The 18,223-nt window shown below is 65.1% G+C and carries 17 protein-coding genes; 16 read left to right on the top strand and 1 reads right to left on the bottom strand.

What is annotated here, in order from left to right:
* Nucleotides 1-42: 42 nt before the first annotated feature.
* The 12 genes from tsaB (at nt 43) to trmB (ending at nt 10,944) form a co-directional block, all read left to right on the top strand.
* Nucleotides 43-738 (top strand): tRNA (adenosine(37)-N6)-threonylcarbamoyltransferase complex dimerization subunit type 1 TsaB, encoded by a 696-nt coding sequence (gene tsaB, locus ABID59_RS24745; protein ID WP_354031328.1) that lies wholly within the window; start codon nt 43-45, stop codon nt 736-738.
* A complete protein-coding gene (rimI, locus tag ABID59_RS24740) occupies nt 735-1,220 on the top strand; it encodes a ribosomal protein S18-alanine N-acetyltransferase (RefSeq protein WP_354085112.1) in 486 nt (161 codons plus the stop codon). Before tsaB ends, rimI begins: the two co-directional genes overlap by 4 nt.
* Before the next feature lie 38 nt (nt 1,221-1,258).
* Nucleotides 1,259-1,714: a Fur family transcriptional regulator gene (locus ABID59_RS24735; protein WP_354031327.1), complete on the top strand. Its 456-nt coding sequence runs from the start codon at nt 1,259-1,261 to the stop codon at nt 1,712-1,714.
* Nucleotides 1,715-1,718: 4 nt separating this feature from the next.
* The gene (locus tag ABID59_RS24730) at nt 1,719-2,399 is read left to right on the top strand and encodes an HAD family hydrolase (protein WP_354085111.1); all 681 of its coding nucleotides are present in this window, start codon (nt 1,719-1,721) and stop codon (nt 2,397-2,399) included.
* 191 nt (nt 2,400-2,590) lie between these two features.
* A complete protein-coding gene (gene miaB / locus ABID59_RS24725) occupies nt 2,591-3,985 on the top strand; it encodes a tRNA (N6-isopentenyl adenosine(37)-C2)-methylthiotransferase MiaB (protein WP_148750921.1) in 1,395 nt (464 codons plus the stop codon).
* A 64-nt stretch (nt 3,986-4,049) separates the two neighbouring features.
* Entirely contained in the window at nt 4,050-5,048 is a 999-nt protein-coding gene (locus tag ABID59_RS24720; protein ID WP_027531542.1) for a PhoH family protein, read from the top strand.
* Nucleotides 5,049-5,108: 60 nt separating this feature from the next.
* On the top strand, nt 5,109-5,618 hold the full coding sequence (ybeY, locus tag ABID59_RS24715; protein WP_148750922.1) for an rRNA maturation RNase YbeY: 510 nt from the start codon (nt 5,109-5,111) through the stop codon (nt 5,616-5,618).
* Between the two features lies 1 nt (nt 5,619).
* Nucleotides 5,620-6,738, top strand: coding sequence for a hemolysin family protein (locus ABID59_RS24710; protein ID WP_354031323.1), 1,119 nt, complete (start codon nt 5,620-5,622; stop codon nt 6,736-6,738).
* On the top strand, nt 6,735-8,348 hold the full coding sequence (lnt, locus tag ABID59_RS24705) for an apolipoprotein N-acyltransferase (protein ID WP_354085110.1): 1,614 nt from the start codon (nt 6,735-6,737) through the stop codon (nt 8,346-8,348). The genes ABID59_RS24710 and lnt overlap by 4 nt, the downstream gene beginning before the upstream one ends.
* A 232-nt stretch (nt 8,349-8,580) precedes the next feature.
* Complete coding sequence (locus ABID59_RS24700; RefSeq protein WP_148750925.1) at nt 8,581-8,994, top strand: helix-turn-helix domain-containing protein; 414 nt, start codon at nt 8,581-8,583, stop codon at nt 8,992-8,994.
* Nucleotides 8,995-9,079: 85 nt separating this feature from the next.
* On the top strand, nt 9,080-10,237 hold the full coding sequence (locus ABID59_RS24695; RefSeq protein ID WP_354085203.1) for a M20 family metallopeptidase: 1,158 nt from the start codon (nt 9,080-9,082) through the stop codon (nt 10,235-10,237).
* Entirely contained in the window at nt 10,234-10,944 is a 711-nt protein-coding gene (gene trmB / locus ABID59_RS24690) for a tRNA (guanosine(46)-N7)-methyltransferase TrmB (RefSeq protein ID WP_354085109.1), read from the top strand. Before ABID59_RS24695 ends, trmB begins: the two co-directional genes overlap by 4 nt.
* On the opposite strand, the gene ABID59_RS24685 is transcribed toward trmB, so the two are convergent.
* Nucleotides 10,941-12,023, bottom strand: a complete 1,083-nt coding sequence (locus tag ABID59_RS24685; protein ID WP_148750927.1) for a DUF2336 domain-containing protein — start codon at nt 12,021-12,023, stop codon at nt 10,941-10,943. The genes trmB and ABID59_RS24685 overlap by 4 nt on opposite strands.
* A gap of 368 nt (nt 12,024-12,391) precedes the next feature.
* Between ABID59_RS24685 and rimP the strand changes: the two genes are divergently transcribed.
* From rimP to infB, 4 genes are all read left to right on the top strand, one after another.
* Nucleotides 12,392-13,147: a ribosome maturation factor RimP gene (gene rimP / locus ABID59_RS24680; protein ID WP_148750928.1), complete on the top strand. Its 756-nt coding sequence runs from the start codon at nt 12,392-12,394 to the stop codon at nt 13,145-13,147.
* A 2-nt stretch (nt 13,148-13,149) separates the two neighbouring features.
* Nucleotides 13,150-14,760, top strand: coding sequence for a transcription termination factor NusA (gene nusA / locus ABID59_RS24675; protein WP_354085108.1), 1,611 nt, complete (start codon nt 13,150-13,152; stop codon nt 14,758-14,760).
* Between the two features lie 23 nt (nt 14,761-14,783).
* Complete coding sequence (locus ABID59_RS24670; protein ID WP_148750930.1) at nt 14,784-15,467, top strand: RNA-binding protein; 684 nt, start codon at nt 14,784-14,786, stop codon at nt 15,465-15,467.
* Between the two features lie 70 nt (nt 15,468-15,537).
* Complete coding sequence (gene infB, locus ABID59_RS24665) at nt 15,538-18,216, top strand: translation initiation factor IF-2 (RefSeq protein WP_354085107.1); 2,679 nt, start codon at nt 15,538-15,540, stop codon at nt 18,214-18,216.
* The last annotated feature ends 7 nt before the right edge of the window (nt 18,217-18,223 follow it).

The raw sequence follows: 18,223 nt of genomic DNA, 5'->3' as shown, positions 1-18,223 counted from the left end.
CGCTAAACTGCTCCCTATTCGCCACTCGCCATTCGCTTTTTCATGCTGATCCTCGCCATCGATACTGCGCTCGAAGCATGCGCGGCTGCCGTTCTCGACACCGACGCCGGTGAGCTCCTCGCGCAGGAGCAGCTGCTCATGAAGCGCGGCCATGCCGAGGCGCTGATGCCGATGATCGCGCGCGTGATGCAGTCGGCCGATCTCGCTTTTACGGCGCTCGACCGCATCGCGGTCACGGTCGGCCCCGGCAGCTTCACCGGCTTGCGGGTCGGCATTTCGGCAGCACGCGGTCTCGCGCTCGCGGCCAAGCGGCCGGCTGTCGGTCTCACCACCTTGTCGGCCTATGCGGCCGCCATTGTCGGCCAGAGCGGACCTGCGCCGGTGATCTCGGCGATCGATGCGCGGCACGACCACGTCTATTTCCAGATCGTCGCCGGTGACGGCAGTTTGCTGGTCCGGCCGGCCGTCGCTCCCATCGACGAGGCGATCGCGGCCTCGCAATTCGGCGCGCCGCATCTGGTCGGCAATGCCGCGAAAATTCTCGCCGAGCGCTGGCCGAAGGATGCGCCGCAACCTGTTTCGGTCGACGCGCAGCCCGCGCCCGACATCAGCTGGGTCGCCTGGCTCGGCGCTGCGGCAAATCCCGACACCAATCCGGCGCGGCCGTTCTATCTGAAGGCGCCCGATGCAAAGCCGGCGGCCCAGCCGCTGCTCGCGGCTCAAGCCGCAACGTCATGACGAGATGGTTTTCGGAATGGTGGCGCGGCGGCACCGCCGCCGTCGAACCGGCGTCAGCGCGCGACGCGGCGCGGCTGGCGCAGCTCCATGGCGTCTCCTTTGCGCAGGGCTGGGGCGAAAGCGAGTTCGAGACCATGCTCAGCGAGCGCAACACGCTCGTCCACCGCTTGCGCCTGGGGCGCCAGACGATCGGCTTTGCAGTGTCGCGGATCGGCGCGGACGAAGCTGAAATCCTCTCGGTCGCGGTCGACCAGTCCCATCGCGGCCGCGGTCTCTCCCGCACGCTGCTGATGACCCATCTCGGTCACCTCGCAGGGCGAGGCGTGCGCACGATCTTTCTGGAGGTCGAGGAGAACAATCAGCCGGCGCGACGGCTCTATGCGCGATGCGGATTCGTGGTGGTCGGGCGCCGCGAACGCTACTATAAGCAGGCCAACGGGGAACAATTGAACGCACTTCTGATGCGACGTGACTTGTCCTAATATCGATGGCAGAAAGCGCCCCGTCAGGCAGATATCACATGACTGGACTTAAACCTTCTTCCGCATCCAAGGCGTCCGGCATCGAGGGGCGCTGTGCCGCCACCGGCATGCGCATGACCGAGCAGCGCCGCGTCATCGCCCGCGTGCTTGCGGAGGCGGTCGATCACCCCGACGTCGAGGAATTGTACCGGCGCTGCGTCGCCGTCGACGACAAGATCTCGATCTCGACCGTCTATCGCACCGTCAAGCTGTTCGAGGATGCCGGCATCATCGAACGCCACGACTTCCGCGAGGGCCGCGCACGCTACGAGACGATGCGCGACAGCCATCACGACCACCTCATCAATCTGCGCGACGGCAAGGTGATCGAGTTCACCTCCGAAGAGATCGAGAAGCTTCAGGCGGAGATCGCCCGCAAGCTCGGCTACAAGCTGGTCGACCACCGGCTCGAGCTCTATTGCGTTCCGCTCGACGACGACACGCCGACGTCTTGATCTAGTGGCCGTTGATCTCATCATCTTCGATTGCGACGGCGTGCTCGTGGACAGCGAGGCGATCTCCTGTCGCACCCATGCCGACGTGCTGACCCGGCACGGCTATCCGATCACATCGGAGCAGGTGTCCGAGCGCTTCCTTGGCCGCTCGACAAAACAGGCCAATCTCGAGATCGAAACCGAACTCGGCCGCAAGCTGCCAGAGGCCTATCACGGCGATCTGCAGGACGAGCTGTTTCGCGCATTCGAAGCCGACCTCGAAGCGATCCGCGGCATCCACGACGTGCTCGACGTCGTGACGCAACGTGTCTGCGTTGCATCGAGCGGTTCGCATCCGCGCATGCGGGTGAGTCTCGGAAGCACTGGGCTCTATGAACGCCTCGCACCAAACATCTTCTCGTCCTCGCAGGTGACAAACGGCAAGCCCGCACCGGACCTATTCCTGTTTGCCGCGAAGGAAATGGGCGTCCCGCCCCAGCGCTGTGTCGTGATCGAGGACAGCCTTTCCGGCATCGCCGGCGCGCGCGCGGCCCGGATGAAAGTGTTCGGCTTTTACGGTGGCAGCCATTGCGGGGCCGGCCATGCCGAGACCCTGCGCCAGGCGGGTGCCGACTTGACCTTCTCGGACATGCATCAATTACCTGAGCTGGTCCGCCGGATCGAAGTGGACGCGCTGACGGGCTGATTTCGTCCTCTCGGCGTCATTTCGGGGCAATGCGCCAGCATCGAACCCGGAATCACGTGCCAAAACCTCTGGATTCCGGGTTCGCGACTGCGTCGCGCCCAGGAATGACAGCCGAAAAGCCCCCCAATCGCTGGATTTTCGGCTCTCCAGCCTATATCTGATGGGCGTCCTGCACCTCAATTCCGGGTTCCATGAAGCCGCCGCGCAAGCTGCACATCAAATCATATGGCTGCCAGATGAACGTCTACGATGCCCAGCGCATGGTGGACACGCTGGCTCCGGAAGGATTCGTGGAGACGGCGAATGCCGAGGAGGCCGACCTCGTCATCCTCAACACCTGCCACATCCGCGAGAAGGCTTCTGAAAAGGTCTATTCCGAGCTCGGCCGGCTGCGCGTCGCCAAGGACGAGGCCGCGCGCGAGGGCCGTGCCATGCAGATTGCGGTGGCAGGCTGCGTCGCGCAGGCCGAAGGCGAGGAGATCGTGCGCCGCGCGCCGGCGGTCGACGTCGTGGTCGGTCCGCAGAGCTATCATCATCTGCCCGAGCTGCTGAAGCGGGCCGGGAGCGAAGGCCGCGCGATCGAGACCGAGTTTCCGGCCGCGGACAAATTCGGCTTCCTCGCCCAGCCCAGGCCCGATGCGATCCGCGCGCGCGGCATTTCCGCTTTCGTCACGGTGCAGGAAGGCTGCGACAAGTTCTGCACCTTCTGCGTCGTGCCCTACACACGCGGCGCCGAGGTCTCACGTCCGGTGGCAAAGATCATCGACGACGTGAAGCGCCTTGCCGACAACGGCGTTCGTGAGCTCACGCTGATCGGCCAGAACGTCAACGCCTATCACGGCGACGGGCCTGACGGAAAAAGCTGGGGGCTCGGCCAATTGCTGGAGCGTCTGGCCGGGATTCCCGGCATCGCGCGGCTACGCTACTCGACCAGCCACCCCCGCGACGTCGATGACAGCTTGATTGCGGCCCATCGCGATCTCGATGCGCTGATGCCGTTCGTGCACCTGCCGGTGCAGTCGGGCTCGGACCGAATCCTGGCCGCCATGAACCGGAAACATACCGCCAATGATTATCTTGATGTCATCGACCGTTTCCGGTCGGCGCGCCAAGACATTGCTTTTTCATCAGATTTTATCGTCGGCTTCCCCGGCGAGAGCGAGCAAGATTTTCTCGCGACCCTCGCGCTTGTCACGCAAATCGGCTACGCTGCAGCATATTCGTTCAAATACTCCGCCCGGCCGGGAACGCCGGCCGCGGATATGCAGGAGACGGTGCCCCCCGCCGAGATGGACCAGCGATTGGAGCGGCTCCAGGAATTGATCGACAGCCAGCAATCGGCCTTCAACAAGGCTGCGATTGGCTCAACAGTCGACGTGCTGTTCGAACGTCCGGCGCGCAAGGACGGCCAGATCGTCGGCCGCACCGCCTTCCTTCAGCCTGCACATGTGATGGCCTCGCCCGACATCATCGGACAAATCCTGCCGGTGCGGATCGACAGCCTCGAGCGCTACAGTTTCCTCGGCGAGCTCGCCACGCAACGCACGCGCGAGCCCGCTTTATCATCCATCGCTACGGGAGCCTGAACCCTTGCCAAAAAGCGCATCGGATTCGTCTGCTATCGCTCCCAGCCGCAAATTTGACCGCGACATGCAAGTTCCGCCCGAGACCCAGGTCGTCATCGACTTCGACGACAACCGCGCCGCATCCGCGCTGGTCGGCCCCTATGGCCAGAATCTGGCGCAGATCGAGCGGAGGCTCGGCGTCGTCGTGGACTCCAAGGGCAATCACATCACGATCGGCGGCACCCGCGACGGCTGCGACGCGGCACGCCGGGTGCTGGAGACGCTCTACGCGCACGCCGTGAAGGGGCAGGATGTCGACCAGGGTGAGGTCGAAGGCGCGATCCGCGCCGTGATCGCCCAGGGCTCCCTGTTCGAGTTCGACGCCAAGTCGGCAAAGTCGGCCTTCGACAGCATCAACTTGCGCAAGCGCCCGGTGCGCGCGCGAACGGCCGCGCAGGACTCCTACATCCGCGCGCTGAAGCGCCATGAGCTCGTGTTCGGCATCGGCCCCGCCGGCACCGGCAAGACCTGGCTCGCGGTCGCGCATGCCGCGCAATTGTTCGAGCGCAAGGAGGTCGACAAGATCATCCTGTCACGTCCGGCGGTCGAAGCCGGCGAGCGGCTCGGCTTCCTGCCCGGCGACCTCCGCGAGAAGGTCGATCCGTATCTGCGCCCGATCTACGACGCGCTCTACGACCTCATGGACGCACGCATCGTCGAGCGCGCGCTGCAGACCGGCGAGATCGAGATCGCGCCGCTCGCCTTCATGCGCGGCCGCACGCTGACCAACGCCGCGATCATCCTGGACGAAGCCCAGAACACGACGTCGATGCAGATGAAGATGTTTCTGACCCGTCTCGGCGAGAACAGCCGCATGATCGTGACCGGCGATCCCTCGCAGATCGATTTGCCGAACGGCCAGACCTCGGGGCTCGCCGAGGCAACCCGTCTGCTGAGTGGCGTCGAAGGCATTGCGCAAGTTCATTTCAAAGCCGAGGACGTGATCCGCCACGAGCTCGTGGCACGAATCGTCTCCGCCTACGAAGGGTTGCCGCAGCGGCCGCCCGCCGGCAACAAATCCTGATGAGACAACAGCGGGACCACACGGGCGCAGATCCAGCGCCTTATCGTTCCGAACAAAACCATGTCACATCCCAACCTTCCCATGACCGAGGTCCTCGTCGTCGCCGATTGCTGGCAAAGCGAGCCTGACGCCGAAACCGTGATCCAGCGCGCCGTCGCGGCTGCCGCCGCATCCGTCGACGAAGATGTCGCCGACGCAGAAGTGGCCGTGATGCTGACCGATGATGCCGGCATCCGCACGCTCAACGGCAACTGGCGCGGCATCGATAAGCCGACCAACGTGCTGTCGTTCCCCGCGCTCCAGCCGGAAGGCGAATGGAAGCCGGGCGATGCGCCGCGCATGCTCGGCGACATCGCGATCGCCTACGAGACCATGCGGCGCGAGGCGGACGAGGAACATAAGCCATTCGATCATCATTTGAGTCATCTCGCCGTGCATGGTTTCCTGCACTTGATCGGCTACGATCACGAGAACGACGGCGACGCGGAAGAAATGGAAGCGCTCGAAACCGAGATTCTGGCTCACCTCGGCATCCCCGATCCCTATGCAGACCGCGCAGGGACGCACTGAGATGCCGGATTCAGAGCCTATTCACGACAATCCGCGCAACACGGCCAACCTGCCGGCCGTGGTCGCGCCCGGCGAGGTCATGCGCCCGACCGCGGACGGCTGGCTGCTGCGTGCCATCCGCACGCTGTTCGGCTGGAAGGCCGGCTCGGTGCGCGACGATCTCCAGGTCGTGCTCGATGCGACGACGCCCGACGACACCGGCTTCTCCGCGGTCGAGCGCACCATGCTGCGCAACATCCTCGGCCTGCACGAGCGCCGCATCGCCGACGTCATGGTGCATCGCGCCGACATCATCGCGGTGAAGCGCGACATCCCGCTCGGCGAATTGATGGACCGCTTCGAGAGCGCGGGCCATTCACGCCTCGTGGTCTACAACGAGACGCTCGACGATCCCGTCGGCATCGTCCACATCCGCGATTTGCTCGCTTTCATGACCGCGCGTGCGCGCGTTCCGCAGGCCACCAAGACCAAGCGCAAGAAGCCGCTGCCGGCCGGGCTCGATTTGCGCGCCGTCGACCTCGCGCTGCCGCTGCACGACGCGCGCATCATCCGCAAGCTGCTCTATGTGCCGCCGTCGATGCGGGCAATCGACCTGCTCGCGCAGATGCAGGCGACGCGCATTCACCTGGCGCTGGTCGTCGACGAATATGGCGGCAGTGACGGGCTGGTTTCGCTCGAGGACATCGTCGAGCAGATCGTCGGCGAAATCGACGACGAGCACGACAGCGACGAGCCGCCGTCGATCGTACGGCTGCCCGACAACGCTTTCATCGCCGATGCCCGCGCCAGCCTCGACGACGTGCGCACCGTGATCGGCGAGGACTTCGTCACCGGCGAGGCCGGCGAGGAGGTGGAGACGCTGGGCGGCTATCTCGTCAGCTTCGTCGGGCGCCTGCCGGTGCGCGGCGAGGTGATCTCGGGCCCCGGCAATTACGAGGTCGAGGTGCTCGATGCCGATCCGCGCCGCGTCAAGCGGCTGCGCATCTCGACGCGGAAGGAACGCCCCGCGCCGCGCACCCAGCGCGAGACCCGCCGCCGCGAGGCCGCGCCGGAGAACGGTCAGCCGCAGTCGGGCGACACGCCGACCCCGCCGCCTGGCGACGGGACCGGCCCGCAGTGAGCGCATTCCAGCGACTTCGGCAAATTGCGCTTGCCATCATCCTGACCTGGGGGTGGAAGCGCGCGCTGCTTGCGATGGCGTGCGGTGCGCTGTCGGTGCTGGCGCTGGCCCCGTTCAATGCCTGGCCGGTGCTGTTCGTCACCTTCCCCGTGATGGTCTGGCTGATCGATGGCGCCGGGGCCGGACGGTATGGCGGCGTCCCCGCCGCAGCGCTGACCGGCTACTGGTTCGGGCTCGGCTATTTCGTGCCCGGTCTCTACTGGATCGGCTACGCCTTCTTCGTCGATGCCGATGTGTTCGCCTGGCTGACGCCGTTCGCCGTGCTGGGCTTGCCGGCCTATCTCTCCATTTTCGCGGCGATCGGTTTCGCGCTGGCCCGCCTGCTCTGGACCAAGGATGCCACCCGGATTCTCGCGCTCGCCGCGAGCCTCACGGTCGGCGAATGGTTGCGCGGGCACGTGCTAACCGGCTTTCCCTGGAACGCATTCGGCTATGCGCTGTCGGAGCCGTTGGCGCTGGCGCAGACGGCCTCGCTGATCGGCCAGTGGGGCATGACGTTCCTCACGGTTGCGATCTTCGCAAGCCCAGCGGTGCTGATCGACCGCACGCGCGACCGCAGCCTGGCCTGGCGCGTGCCGGCCGGGGCCGTTGCGCTGCTGGTCGTCATGGGCATCTTCGGCGCCATCCGCATGTCGCTGCATCCGACCACGATGGTTGCGGGTGCCAGGCTGCGCCTGATGCAGCCAAACCTCCAGCAGGACCAAAAATTCAACTACTCCGCCAAGGCGGAGGTGATGAAGAAATATCTCGCGCTGTCGGACCGCGCCTCCGGACCGCAATCAACCGGAGTGAGCGCCGCCACGATCTTGATCTGGCCGGAATCCGCCTTTCCGTTCTTCCTGACCCGCGAAGCCGACGCGATGGCGCAAATCGCCGAACTGCTGCCCAAGGGCACGGTGCTGATCACCGGATCGGTCCGCGCTCCCGATCTGCCGCCGGGCTCGCCGATCACGCGGGCCTACAATTCGATCTACGTGATCGACCACGACGGCAGCGTGCTGGCGGTCTACGACAAGCTGCACCTCGTTCCGTTCGGCGAATTTCTTCCCTACCAGGGTTTGATGGAGAAGATCGGCTTCGAGCAACTGACGCGGATGCGCGGCGGCTTCATTCCCGGCACGGTGCGGCACGTGCTGCCGGTGCCGGGCGCACCGCCCGCGCTGCCACTGATCTGCTACGAGGCGATCTTCCCCGGCGAAGTCGGGACGCGCGATGAGCGCCCGGGCTGGATGGTGAACCTCACCAATGACGGCTGGTTCGGCATCTCGACCGGTCCGTACCAGCATCTAGAGCAGGCGCGGATGCGCGCCATCGAGCTCGGACTGCCGCTGGTCCGCTCCGCAAATACCGGCGTGTCGGCAGTGATCGATCCGATGGGCCGCACAGTGGCCAGCCTCGGTCTCGGCATCGAAGGCATTTTGGATGCAAGTCTGCCCATCGCAATCCCGCCCACTATCTATGCGAGAGTCGGCGATATCCCCGCAGCCATGCTCGTCGCGCTGGCTGTAATTCTGGCGGTACGGCGACGTGTTGCCAAACGGCACCCGTGATCACACCGTCGCCAGCGGTTTTCGGTCGACGTGGCCGGAAACCTTTGACAACCGTAGTCCCACGGTTGACAGACTGCAGGCGGGCTCCCCATTCTGCACCCGCTGCATAAGACAGCGGTGCATTGCTAAATTTCTCCGCAATGTTTCCCCAATCAGGGTGAAATTTTGACGTCGCTGTCACCTGAGGCAATACTTCTATTGCGCCGACGGTGGTGTTTGGAGGGCTGAGGAAATGTCGAAAGCGCCCAACCCTGTTGACAAATATGTCGGCAGTCGCGTGCGTATGCGCCGCATCATGTTGGGCATGAGTCAGGAAAAGCTCGGTGAAGCTTTGGGGCTGACTTTCCAGCAGGTTCAGAAGTACGAGAAGGGCACGAACAGGGTCGGCGCAAGCCGAATCCAGCAGATCGCCGAGATTCTGCAGGTGCCGGTGTCGTTCCTTTTCGAGGGCGGACCGAGCGGCGTCGCCGGCCCCGATGGCTTCGCGGAAGGTGCATCGCCCTCTTATGTCTCCGACTTCCTCGCGACCTCGGAAGGGCTCGCGCTGACCAAGGCGTTCACCCGAATCACCGATTCGAAGCTGCGCCGTTCGATCGTCGATCTCGTCGAGCAGATCGCCGCCCGCGAAGGCCCGGACAAGCGCTGACGCGCCAACTCATTCCAGTTTGAGACTGCGCCAAATCTGGCCTATGTCGTCATTTGCGGTTGCGCTTTGCATCGCCTCCGCCGAGATGATGCGATTCGAAGGTACAGATATTTTCATGGCGAACTCCAATTCGTTCGATTCCCAAACTATTCTCGCTGGTATCCGCCGCTGGGTGGAGATCGAGACGCCGACGGAAGTGCCCGAGCAGGTCAACAAGCTGACCTCGATGGTTGCCGACCACTATCGCGACCTGCCTGTCACGCTCGAACGCGTCGCCGGCGTCGATGGCTACGGCGATCATCTCGTGGTGCGTTCGACCTGGGGCCAGGACCGGCCCGGTATCCTGGTGCTCAGCCATCTCGACACCGTTCATCCCATGGGCTTCATCGAACGTCTGCCTTTCAAGGTCGAGGGCGACAGCGCGTTCGGTCCCGGCATCTACGACATGAAGGGCGGTGCCTACATCGCCTATCATGCCTTTCGCGAGCTTTGCGTTGCGCCCGATCGTCCGCCGCTCGGCATCACCCACCTGTTCACCTCCGACGAGGAGACCGGCAGCCCGACCTCGCGCGGGCTCATCGAGGCGGAAGGGCGCAAGGCCAGATACGTGCTGGTGACGGAGCCGGCGCGCGACGGCGGCAAGATCGTCACCGGACGCAAGGGCGTCGGGCGATTCAAGATTTACATCAAGGGCGTGCCCGCACATGCCGGCTCGCGGCCCGAAGACGGCCGCAGCGCAGTGCGCGAGCTCGCCAACGTCATCCAGACGCTGGAAGGGATGAACGATCTGAAGCGCGGCGTCACCGTCAACGTCGGCGTGGTGCGCGGCGGCACGCGGCCCAACGTCACGCCGGAAGAGGCCTATGCCGAAGTCGATTTGCGCGTGCCTGGTATCAACGATGCGGAGGAGTTCGTCGGCAGGATCCTCGGACTGACATCGAGGACCGACGGCGTGACCGTCACCGTCACCGGCGAGCTCAACCGTCCTCCTTACGAGAAGGGCAACGCGGGCGCGTCGCTATACGAGCACGCCAAGACGCTGGCCGCAGAGATCGGCTTCGAGCTGATCGACACCCACACCGGCGGCGGCTCCGACGGCAATTTCACTGCGCCGCATACCGGCACGCTCGACGGGCTCGGCGTCGACGGCAAGGGCGCACACACCCATTATGAGCAGCTCTACGTCTCCTCGCTCGAGCCGCGCGCGCGGCTGCTCCATCGTCTGTACCAGACACTGCGATGAGCGAACGCAAATCAGATTCCGATCGTGCGGACGGCGAGCGCGCCTTCTTCGGGCGGCGCAAGGGCCACAAGCTCAGGCAGCACCAGGCCGAGCTGGTTGATCATCTGCTGCCGCATCTTTCGCTCGACATCACGACGCAGAGGCCGGCGAGCGCCGCCGAGATCTTCGGTCCCGCAACCAAAGACGTACGGCTCGAGATCGGCTTCGGCGGCGGCGAGCATCTCGCCGCGGAAGCGCAGACCTTCACGACGACGGGCTTCATCGGCTGCGAGCCCTATGTCAACGGCATGGCAAAGATCCTCGCGCAGATCGAGGCCGCCAACATCGGCAACATCCGCCTGTTTGCCGGCGATGCCGCCGAACTGCTGGCCTGGCTGCCGGACGCGTCGCTGTCGCGGATCGATCTGATCCACCCCGATCCCTGGCCGAAGCGGCGACACTGGAAGCGGCGCTTCGTTCAGGACCGGACGATCGCCGCGATGGCGCGCGTGCTGAAGGCAGGCGGTGAATTCCGTTTCGTCTGCGATATCGACGACTACTGCGCCTGGACGCTGTCGCATCTTGCGCGCGCGCCGGATTTTCAGTGGCTTGCCGAACGCGCCGATGATTTTCGTCAGCCCTGGGCCGGCTACACCATGACGCGCTATGGACGAAAAGCCGCGCGCGAAGGGCGCAAGGCGGCGTATTTGCGATTTCGCAGAAGCTAGATCGTTCGCCGGTTGCGCCAGAAATTCACGACGCGCTCGGCGGTCGCCGGCATCAGACGCGTGAAATTTATCCGCGCCTGCTCCAGATCGGCATCGGCCGGCATGCGATGCGGCCCGTACCACATCAGGACCAGCGCGCGCACCGTGGGCCAGCCGAGATTCAGGACACGGCCGAGGATCAGGATCGGATCGTAGCGATCGCCCGCAATCAGGCGATCGAGCATCGAAAGCCTGACGCCGGCCATCGCCGAGAGTGTGGCGACCGATTCCTCGTATTTGTTCGCCTTGGCAAAGCCAAGCAGCGCGCTTTCGCCGAGATGGCCGCCGCGATGCAGGCCAAGCACCGTGCGTTGCGCAGCGGAGAAATCGCGCCGCGGGCCGGGCGGCAGCGCGGCTTCCTCGATCGAAGCCATGGCGCGCTTGATCTCGACCTGGCGCGTCGGATTGACCACGCTGGAGAGGCGACGGCGAATGACATCGAGCGTGCCGTCCAGGAGCTCTTTGAGGTGCTCGCCGGAGAGATCTTCGCGCTGGCCGATCTTGAGCGTCAGCACGCCATCCTGGCGCGCGCGCTTGATCAGCTCCGAATAGCCACCCGACGAAAAGATCGCACCGGCGTTACCGGCGGCACGACGCACGACGTCGCGATCGCCGCGCTCGACCAGCACGTCGGTGATCTCAGGCGACAGGGTCGGCCGTTCCGTCATCGCCAGCAGGTGGCCCTGGCCCTTCAGCCGCGCGATCTCGACGAGCGCGGCTTCATCGAGCACAGGCGAACGGCGCAGCACCGGGCCCGCCACCAGGATTTCGTTTTCACGCGCGAGCTGGCCGACCAGATGAGGCGGCGCATTATCAAGCAGCGAGAAGCGCTCGGCGAGATCGACGCGCGAGGCAAGCTCGGCGTGCGGGACGAGATCGATCAGGAGATTGTCGAAGAGATCGACGAGCTCGGGACGGAGTTTTGACGCGTCCTGAAAGAACAGTGCGGCGATGGCGCTCGCGATCTCGCCACGACGCCGGGGATCACCGCGTTTGACGATATCGTCCAGTCCGGGAATGAGCGACGTGGCAACGGTCATGGAACGCAACTCGAATCTGGCACGCCGTGGGCGCGCCATAGGCTCAAGCCGCCCCACAACCGGGAAATTTAGGCCCGCTTCATGAAGGAAGCGTTGCCCCCGGGGGCCTGCAGGGGCGCAAAAAGCCCGCATCCCGCTGCGATGGGCCTTGTCCGGGCGGGCGGAAAGGGCTATATCAGCGCCAATTCATCTTCTCATACGATCCGCGTAGTGAGAGTGGGCCCGAAAGGACCCGCTCTTTTTTATTACCTGAACGCGGCTTGGCGGAAGATGCCGGCCCGACGGAGTGTCGGGAAAGTTCCGAAGCGGGCTTTGACGTTTTAACCAAGCCTTAACCATCGAGACTATCGAGCGCCTTGACCCCTGATATGACCGAACCGAACACTGGTTCCAACGAGGCCGAGTTGCTGGCCGAGCCGAGGCTCGTGGTCGAGCCGGGCGCGGCGGCGCGGGTGTCTGCGGTCGCAGCGCCGGTGCTCGAAGGCATGGGTTACCGCCTGGTACGGATCCGCATTTCCGGCGAAGCCGGCTGCACCGTGCAGATCATGGCCGAGCGGCCGGACGGCTCGATGCAGCTCGAGGATTGCGAAGCGATCTCGCGGGCATTGTCGCCCGTGCTTGACGTCGCCGACCCCATCGATCGCGCCTATCGGCTGGAAATCTCCTCACCCGGGATCGACCGTCCGCTGGTGCGCCGCTCCGATTTCGAGCGCTATTCCGGCTATCTGGTGAAGATCGAGATGGCGGTCGCCCATGAGGGACGCAAGCGGTTCCGTGGCACGCTCGGTGCCGTCGAAGGCGACCGCGTGCACCTGCGTCGCGACGACGCCAAGCCGAACGACGATGTCGACGTGCTCCTGACCATGGAGGATATCGGCGAGGCGCGGCTGGTGCTGACCGATGAGCTGATCGCGGAATCCATGCGCCGCGGCAAGGCCGAGGAGCGCAAGATGCGCCGCGATCTCGGCATCGCGCCGCCGCAGGCACCGCACGCAGAGATCAGTGCGAAGACCACCAAGAACACCAAGCCGAAAAAGAAGCCGGCCCCGACCAATACGAAGAAACATCGCCTTGCCGCCGAACGCGCGCGGCGCGGCGAGATCGAGCCTGACGAAGGAGACTAGCCATGGCAGTCAGCGCCAATCGACTTGAATTGCTCCAGATCGCCGACGCCGTCGCCCGCGAGAAATCGATCGATCGCGGCATCGTCATCGCGGCGATGGAGGATGCCATCGCCAAGGCGGCGCGAGCCCGTTACGGCAGCGAGACTGACGTTCACGCCGAGATTGACCCGAAGAAGGGCGAGCTGCGGCTGTCGCGCCATATGCTGGTGGTCGACACGGTCGAAAACCACTCCAACCAGATCTCGCTGGTCGACGCGCAGCGCGCCAACCCCGGCGCCCAGGTCGGCGACACCATCGCCGACACCCTGCCGCCGCTCGAATACGGCCGCATCGCCGCGCAGTCGGCCAAGCAGGTGATCGTGCAGAAGGTGCGCGAGGCCGAGCGCGACCGGCAATACCAGGAATTCAAGGACCGCATCGGCGACATCGTCAACGGCGTCGTCAAGCGCGTCGAATATGGCAGCGTGATCGTCGATCTCGGCCGCGGCGAAGCCATCATCCGCCGCGACGAGATGCTGCCGCGCGAAGTGTTCCGCAACGGCGACCGCGTCCGCGCCTATATCTTCGACGTCCGCCGCGAGACCCGCGGTCCGCAGATCTTCCTGTCCCGCACCCATCCGCAGTTCATGGCAAAACTGTTCGCGCAGGAAGTGCCTGAGATCTATGACGGCATCGTCGAGATCAAGGCGGTCGCCCGCGATCCGGGCTCGCGCGCGAAAATCGGCGTGATTTCCCGCGATTCCTCGGTCGATCCGGTCGGCGCCTGCGTTGGTATGCGCGGCTCGCGCGTGCAGGCCGTCGTGAACGAATTGCAGGGCGAGAAGATCGACATCATTCCCTGGTCGCCCGACATCGCGACCTTCGTGGTCAACGCGCTGGCGCCGGCTGAAGTCTCCAAGGTCGTCATCGACGAGGACCGCGAGCGCATCGAGGTCGTGGTGCCCGACACCAACAACCAGCTTTCGCTGGCCATCGGGCGCCGCGGCCAGAATGTCCGTCTCGCCTCGCAGCTCACCGGCTGGGACATCGACATCCTGACCGAGCAGGAGGAATCGGAGCGCCGCCAGGCCGACTTCGAGAACTCCACCCGCGTCTTCATGGAATCGCTCAATGTCGACGAGGTGGTCGGCCAGCTGCTCGCGTCCGAAGGCTTCACCTCGGTCGAGGAGCTCGCGATGGTGGACCTCAAGGAACTTGCCGGGATCGAGGGTTTCGACGAAGAGACCGCGCAGGAGCTCCAGAACCGCGCCCGCGAATATCTCGATCAGCAGGAAGCCGAGATCGAGGCCCGCCGCAAGGAACTCGGCGTCGAGGACGCCGTGAAGGACGTGCCCGGCGTCACCTCGAAGATGCTGGTGAAGTTCGGCGAGAACGACATCAAGTCGGTCGATGACCTCGCCGGCTGCGCCACTGACGATCTGGTCGGCTGGACCGAGCGCAAGGAAGGCGGCGAGCAGACCAAGTTCGCCGGCGCGCTCGACGGCCTCGGCGTCTCCCGCGACGATGCGGAAGCCATGATCATGCAGGCCCGCGTTCAGGCCGGCTGGATCACCGAGGCTGACCTCGCCAAGCCGGCCGAAGAGACTGAGGCGACCGAAGATCAGCCGGCTTAAAGGCGAAGGAGGATGTCGCCCGGATGCTTGCCAGCACTGACAACGAACTCGACCATGGACCGCGGACCGAAAGGTCCGCGACCATGCGCATGTGCGCTGTCAGCCGCGAGGTCCGGCCGATCGACGAGCTGATCCGCTTCGTCGTATCGCCGCAAGGCGACATAGTTCCCGATCTCAAGCGCAAATTGCCCGGACGGGGCATGTGGGTCACGGCATCGCGACAGGTGGTTGCGGAAGCTGTCCGTCGTCACCAATTTACCAGAGCCTTCAAGCGCGACCTGCGCATTCCCCAGACGCTTCCCGACGACATCGATGCGCTCCTGGTTCGAAGCGTGACCGAAGCCCTTGGGATTGCCGCCAAGGCGGGCCAGATCGTTGCAGGTTTCGGCAAGGTCGAAAGCGCCCTGCGGGAAGGCACTGTCGAGGTCCTGATCCACGCCAGCGACGGGGCCGCGGACGGAATCCGCAAATTGGACATGCTGGCACGTCAAAATGCCGGAAACCGCGGTGCCAAGCCTCAGATTCCGGTCGTCACGGCCCTGAAATCGGTAGAATTGGATTTGGCACTTACCCGGTCAAATGTGATACATGCTGCCCTGCTCGCGGGCCCGGCGAGCAAGTCATTCCTGTCACGTAGCCAGATGCTGGTCCGATACCGGATGGCGGACGCTGACAAGATTGCCGAAAAGCCCGGCCAGGATTTCTGAAGATAACGACGAACCCGATAAGACGGTGCGGCAACGCACAACACTGATAAATCAGGATTAGGACTGCTGAATGGTTGATACCAAGACCCCAGACGACAAGAAGCTGAGCGTTCCGAGCAAGACGCTATCGCTCAAGCCGCGCGTCGAAACGGGCACTGTCCGCCAGAGCTTCAGCCATGGCCGCAGCAAGCAGGTCGTGGTCGAGAAGCGCGGCAAGCGCCGCATCGACGGCAGCCCTGAGCCGCAGGCCCCGACGGTTGTCGCGAAGCCGGCGCCCGCCGCGCCGGCGCCCGCCCCTTCACGCCCGGCGCCGCCGCGCAACGCCGGCTCCGGCGTGGTGCTGCGTACGCTGACCGAGGACGAACGCTCCGCCCGTGCCAGCGCGCTCGCTGACGCCAAGGTTCGCGAAGTCGAAGAGCGCCGGCAGGCCGAGGAAGAGGCCCAGCGCCGCACGGTTCGCGAGGCCGCCGAGCGCGCCGAGCGCGACGCCGCCGAATCCCGCCGCAAGGCCGAGGAAGAGCGCCACCGTCACGAGGACGAGGCCAAGCGCAAGGCCGAGACCGAAGCCAAGAAGCGCTTTGGCGAAGGCGAGCAGCCGGCTGCCGCGCGTCCCGCAGCGGCCACCCCGACGACCAGCGCTCCGCGCTCCGCGCCGACCACGACGCGACCGGGAGCGACGGCGACCACTCGCCCGGCAACGACCACGACGCGACCGGGTATCCCGGCAGCTCGTGCGCCCGGTGTTGCGGCCGGACCGGACGAAGATGACGGTCCGCGCCAGATCCGTCGCGGTCCCGGCGGCGCCGCGCGTCCTGTGGTGGCGCCCAAGCCGACCCATAAACCTGGCCCGCAGAAGGAGCGCGGCCGCCTGACCGTCGTCACGGCGCTCAACGCCGACGAGGTGCGCGAGCGCTCGATCGCCTCGTTCCGCCGCCGCACCCAGCGCCTGAAGGGCCACGTCTCGAATGAGCCGAAGGAGAAGCTGATCCGCGAGGTGATCATTCCCGAAGCGATCACCATCCAGGAACTCGCCAACCGCATGGCCGAGCGCGCGGTCGATGTCATTCGCATGCTGATGAAGCAGGGCGCGATGCACAAGATCACCGACGTGATCGACGCCGACACCGCGCAGCTGATCGCCGAAGAGCTCGGCCATACCGTCAAGCGTGTCGCCGCGTCCGACGTCGAAGAAGGCCTGTTCGACCAGGTCGACGATTCCTCCGACACCGAGACGCGGTCGCCTGTGGTGACCGTGATGGGCCACGTCGACCACGGCAAGACCTCGCTGCTCGACGCGCTCCGCCATGCCAACGTGGTGTCCGGCGAAGCCGGCGGCATCACCCAGCACATCGGCGCCTATCAGGTGCTGTCGCCCGAGAGCGGCAAGAAGATCACCTTCATCGACACGCCCGGCCACGCCGCGTTCACCGCGATGCGCGCCCGCGGCGCCAAGGTCACCGACATCGTCGTGCTGGTGGTCGCGGCCGATGACGGCGTCATGCCGCAGACCGTCGAAGCCATCAACCACGCCAAGGCGGCGCGGGTGCCGATCATCGTTGCCATCAACAAGATCGACAAGCCCGATGCCAGGCCCGAGCGCGTGCGCACCGAGCTGCTCCAGCACGAAGTGCAGGTGGAATCGTTCGGCGGCGACGTCGTCGACGTCGAAGTGTCCGCCAAGAACAAGACCAATCTCGACAAGCTGCTCGAGATGATCGCGCTCCAGGCCGACATCCTCGACCTGAAGACCAATTCGGAGCGTCCGGCCGAAGGCACTGTGATCGAGGCCAAGCTCGACCGCGGCCGTGGTCCGGTCGCGACCGTGCTGGTCCAGCGCGGCACGCTCCGGGTCGGCGACATCATCGTCGCCGGCGCCGAGATGGGTCGCGTCCGCGCGCTGATCTCGGACCAGGGCGAGACGGTGCAGGAAGCCGGTCCGTCGGTGCCGGTCGAGGTGCTCGGCTTCAACGGTCCGCCAGAAGCCGGTGATCGTCTCGCGGTGGTCGAGAACGAAGCCCGCGCCCGTCAGGTCACCAGCTACCGCGCGCACCAGAAGCGCGAGAACGCGGCGGCCTCGATCTCCGGCATGCGCGGCTCGCTCGAGCAGATGATGTCGCAGTTGAAGACGGCGGGTCGCAAGGAATTCCCGCTGATCATCAAGGCCGACGTGCAGGGCTCGCTGGAAGCGATCCTCGGCTCGCTGGAAAAGCTCGGCACCGACGAAGTCGCCGCCCGCATCCTGCATGCAGGCGTCGGCGGCATCTCGGAATCCGACGTGACGCTCGCCGAAGGCTTCAACGCCGCGATCATCGGCTTCTCGGTTCGTGCGAACAAGGAGGCGGCTGCGGCCGCAAAGCGCAACGGCATCGAGATCCGCTACTACAACATCATCTACGACCTCGTGGACGACGTGAAGAAGGCGATGAGCGGCCTGCTCGCGCCGACCTTGCGCGAGACCATGCTGGGCAATGCTTCGATCCTGGAGATCTTCAACATCTCCAAGGTCGGCAAGGTTGCCGGCTGCCGCGTCACCGACGGCACCGTGGAACGCGGCGCCAATGTGCGCCTGATCCGCGACAACGTCGTCGTGCACGAAGGCAAGCTGTCGACGCTGAAGCGCTTCAAGGACGAAGTGAAGGAAGTCCAGTCCGGTCAGGAATGCGGCATGGCCTTCGAAAACTATCACGACATGCGTGCCGGTGACGTGATCGAGTGTTATCGCGTGGAGACGATCCAGCGCTCCCTGTAAGTCCAAA

Origin of the sequence: Bradyrhizobium sp. S3.3.6, from assembly GCF_040546905.1 — a bacterium.
GTDB classification, from domain to species: Bacteria; Pseudomonadota; Alphaproteobacteria; order Rhizobiales; family Xanthobacteraceae; genus Bradyrhizobium; species Bradyrhizobium cytisi.
The sequence above is the reverse complement of the archived record's forward strand: the minus strand, read 5'-3'. Positions and strand labels throughout refer to the sequence as shown.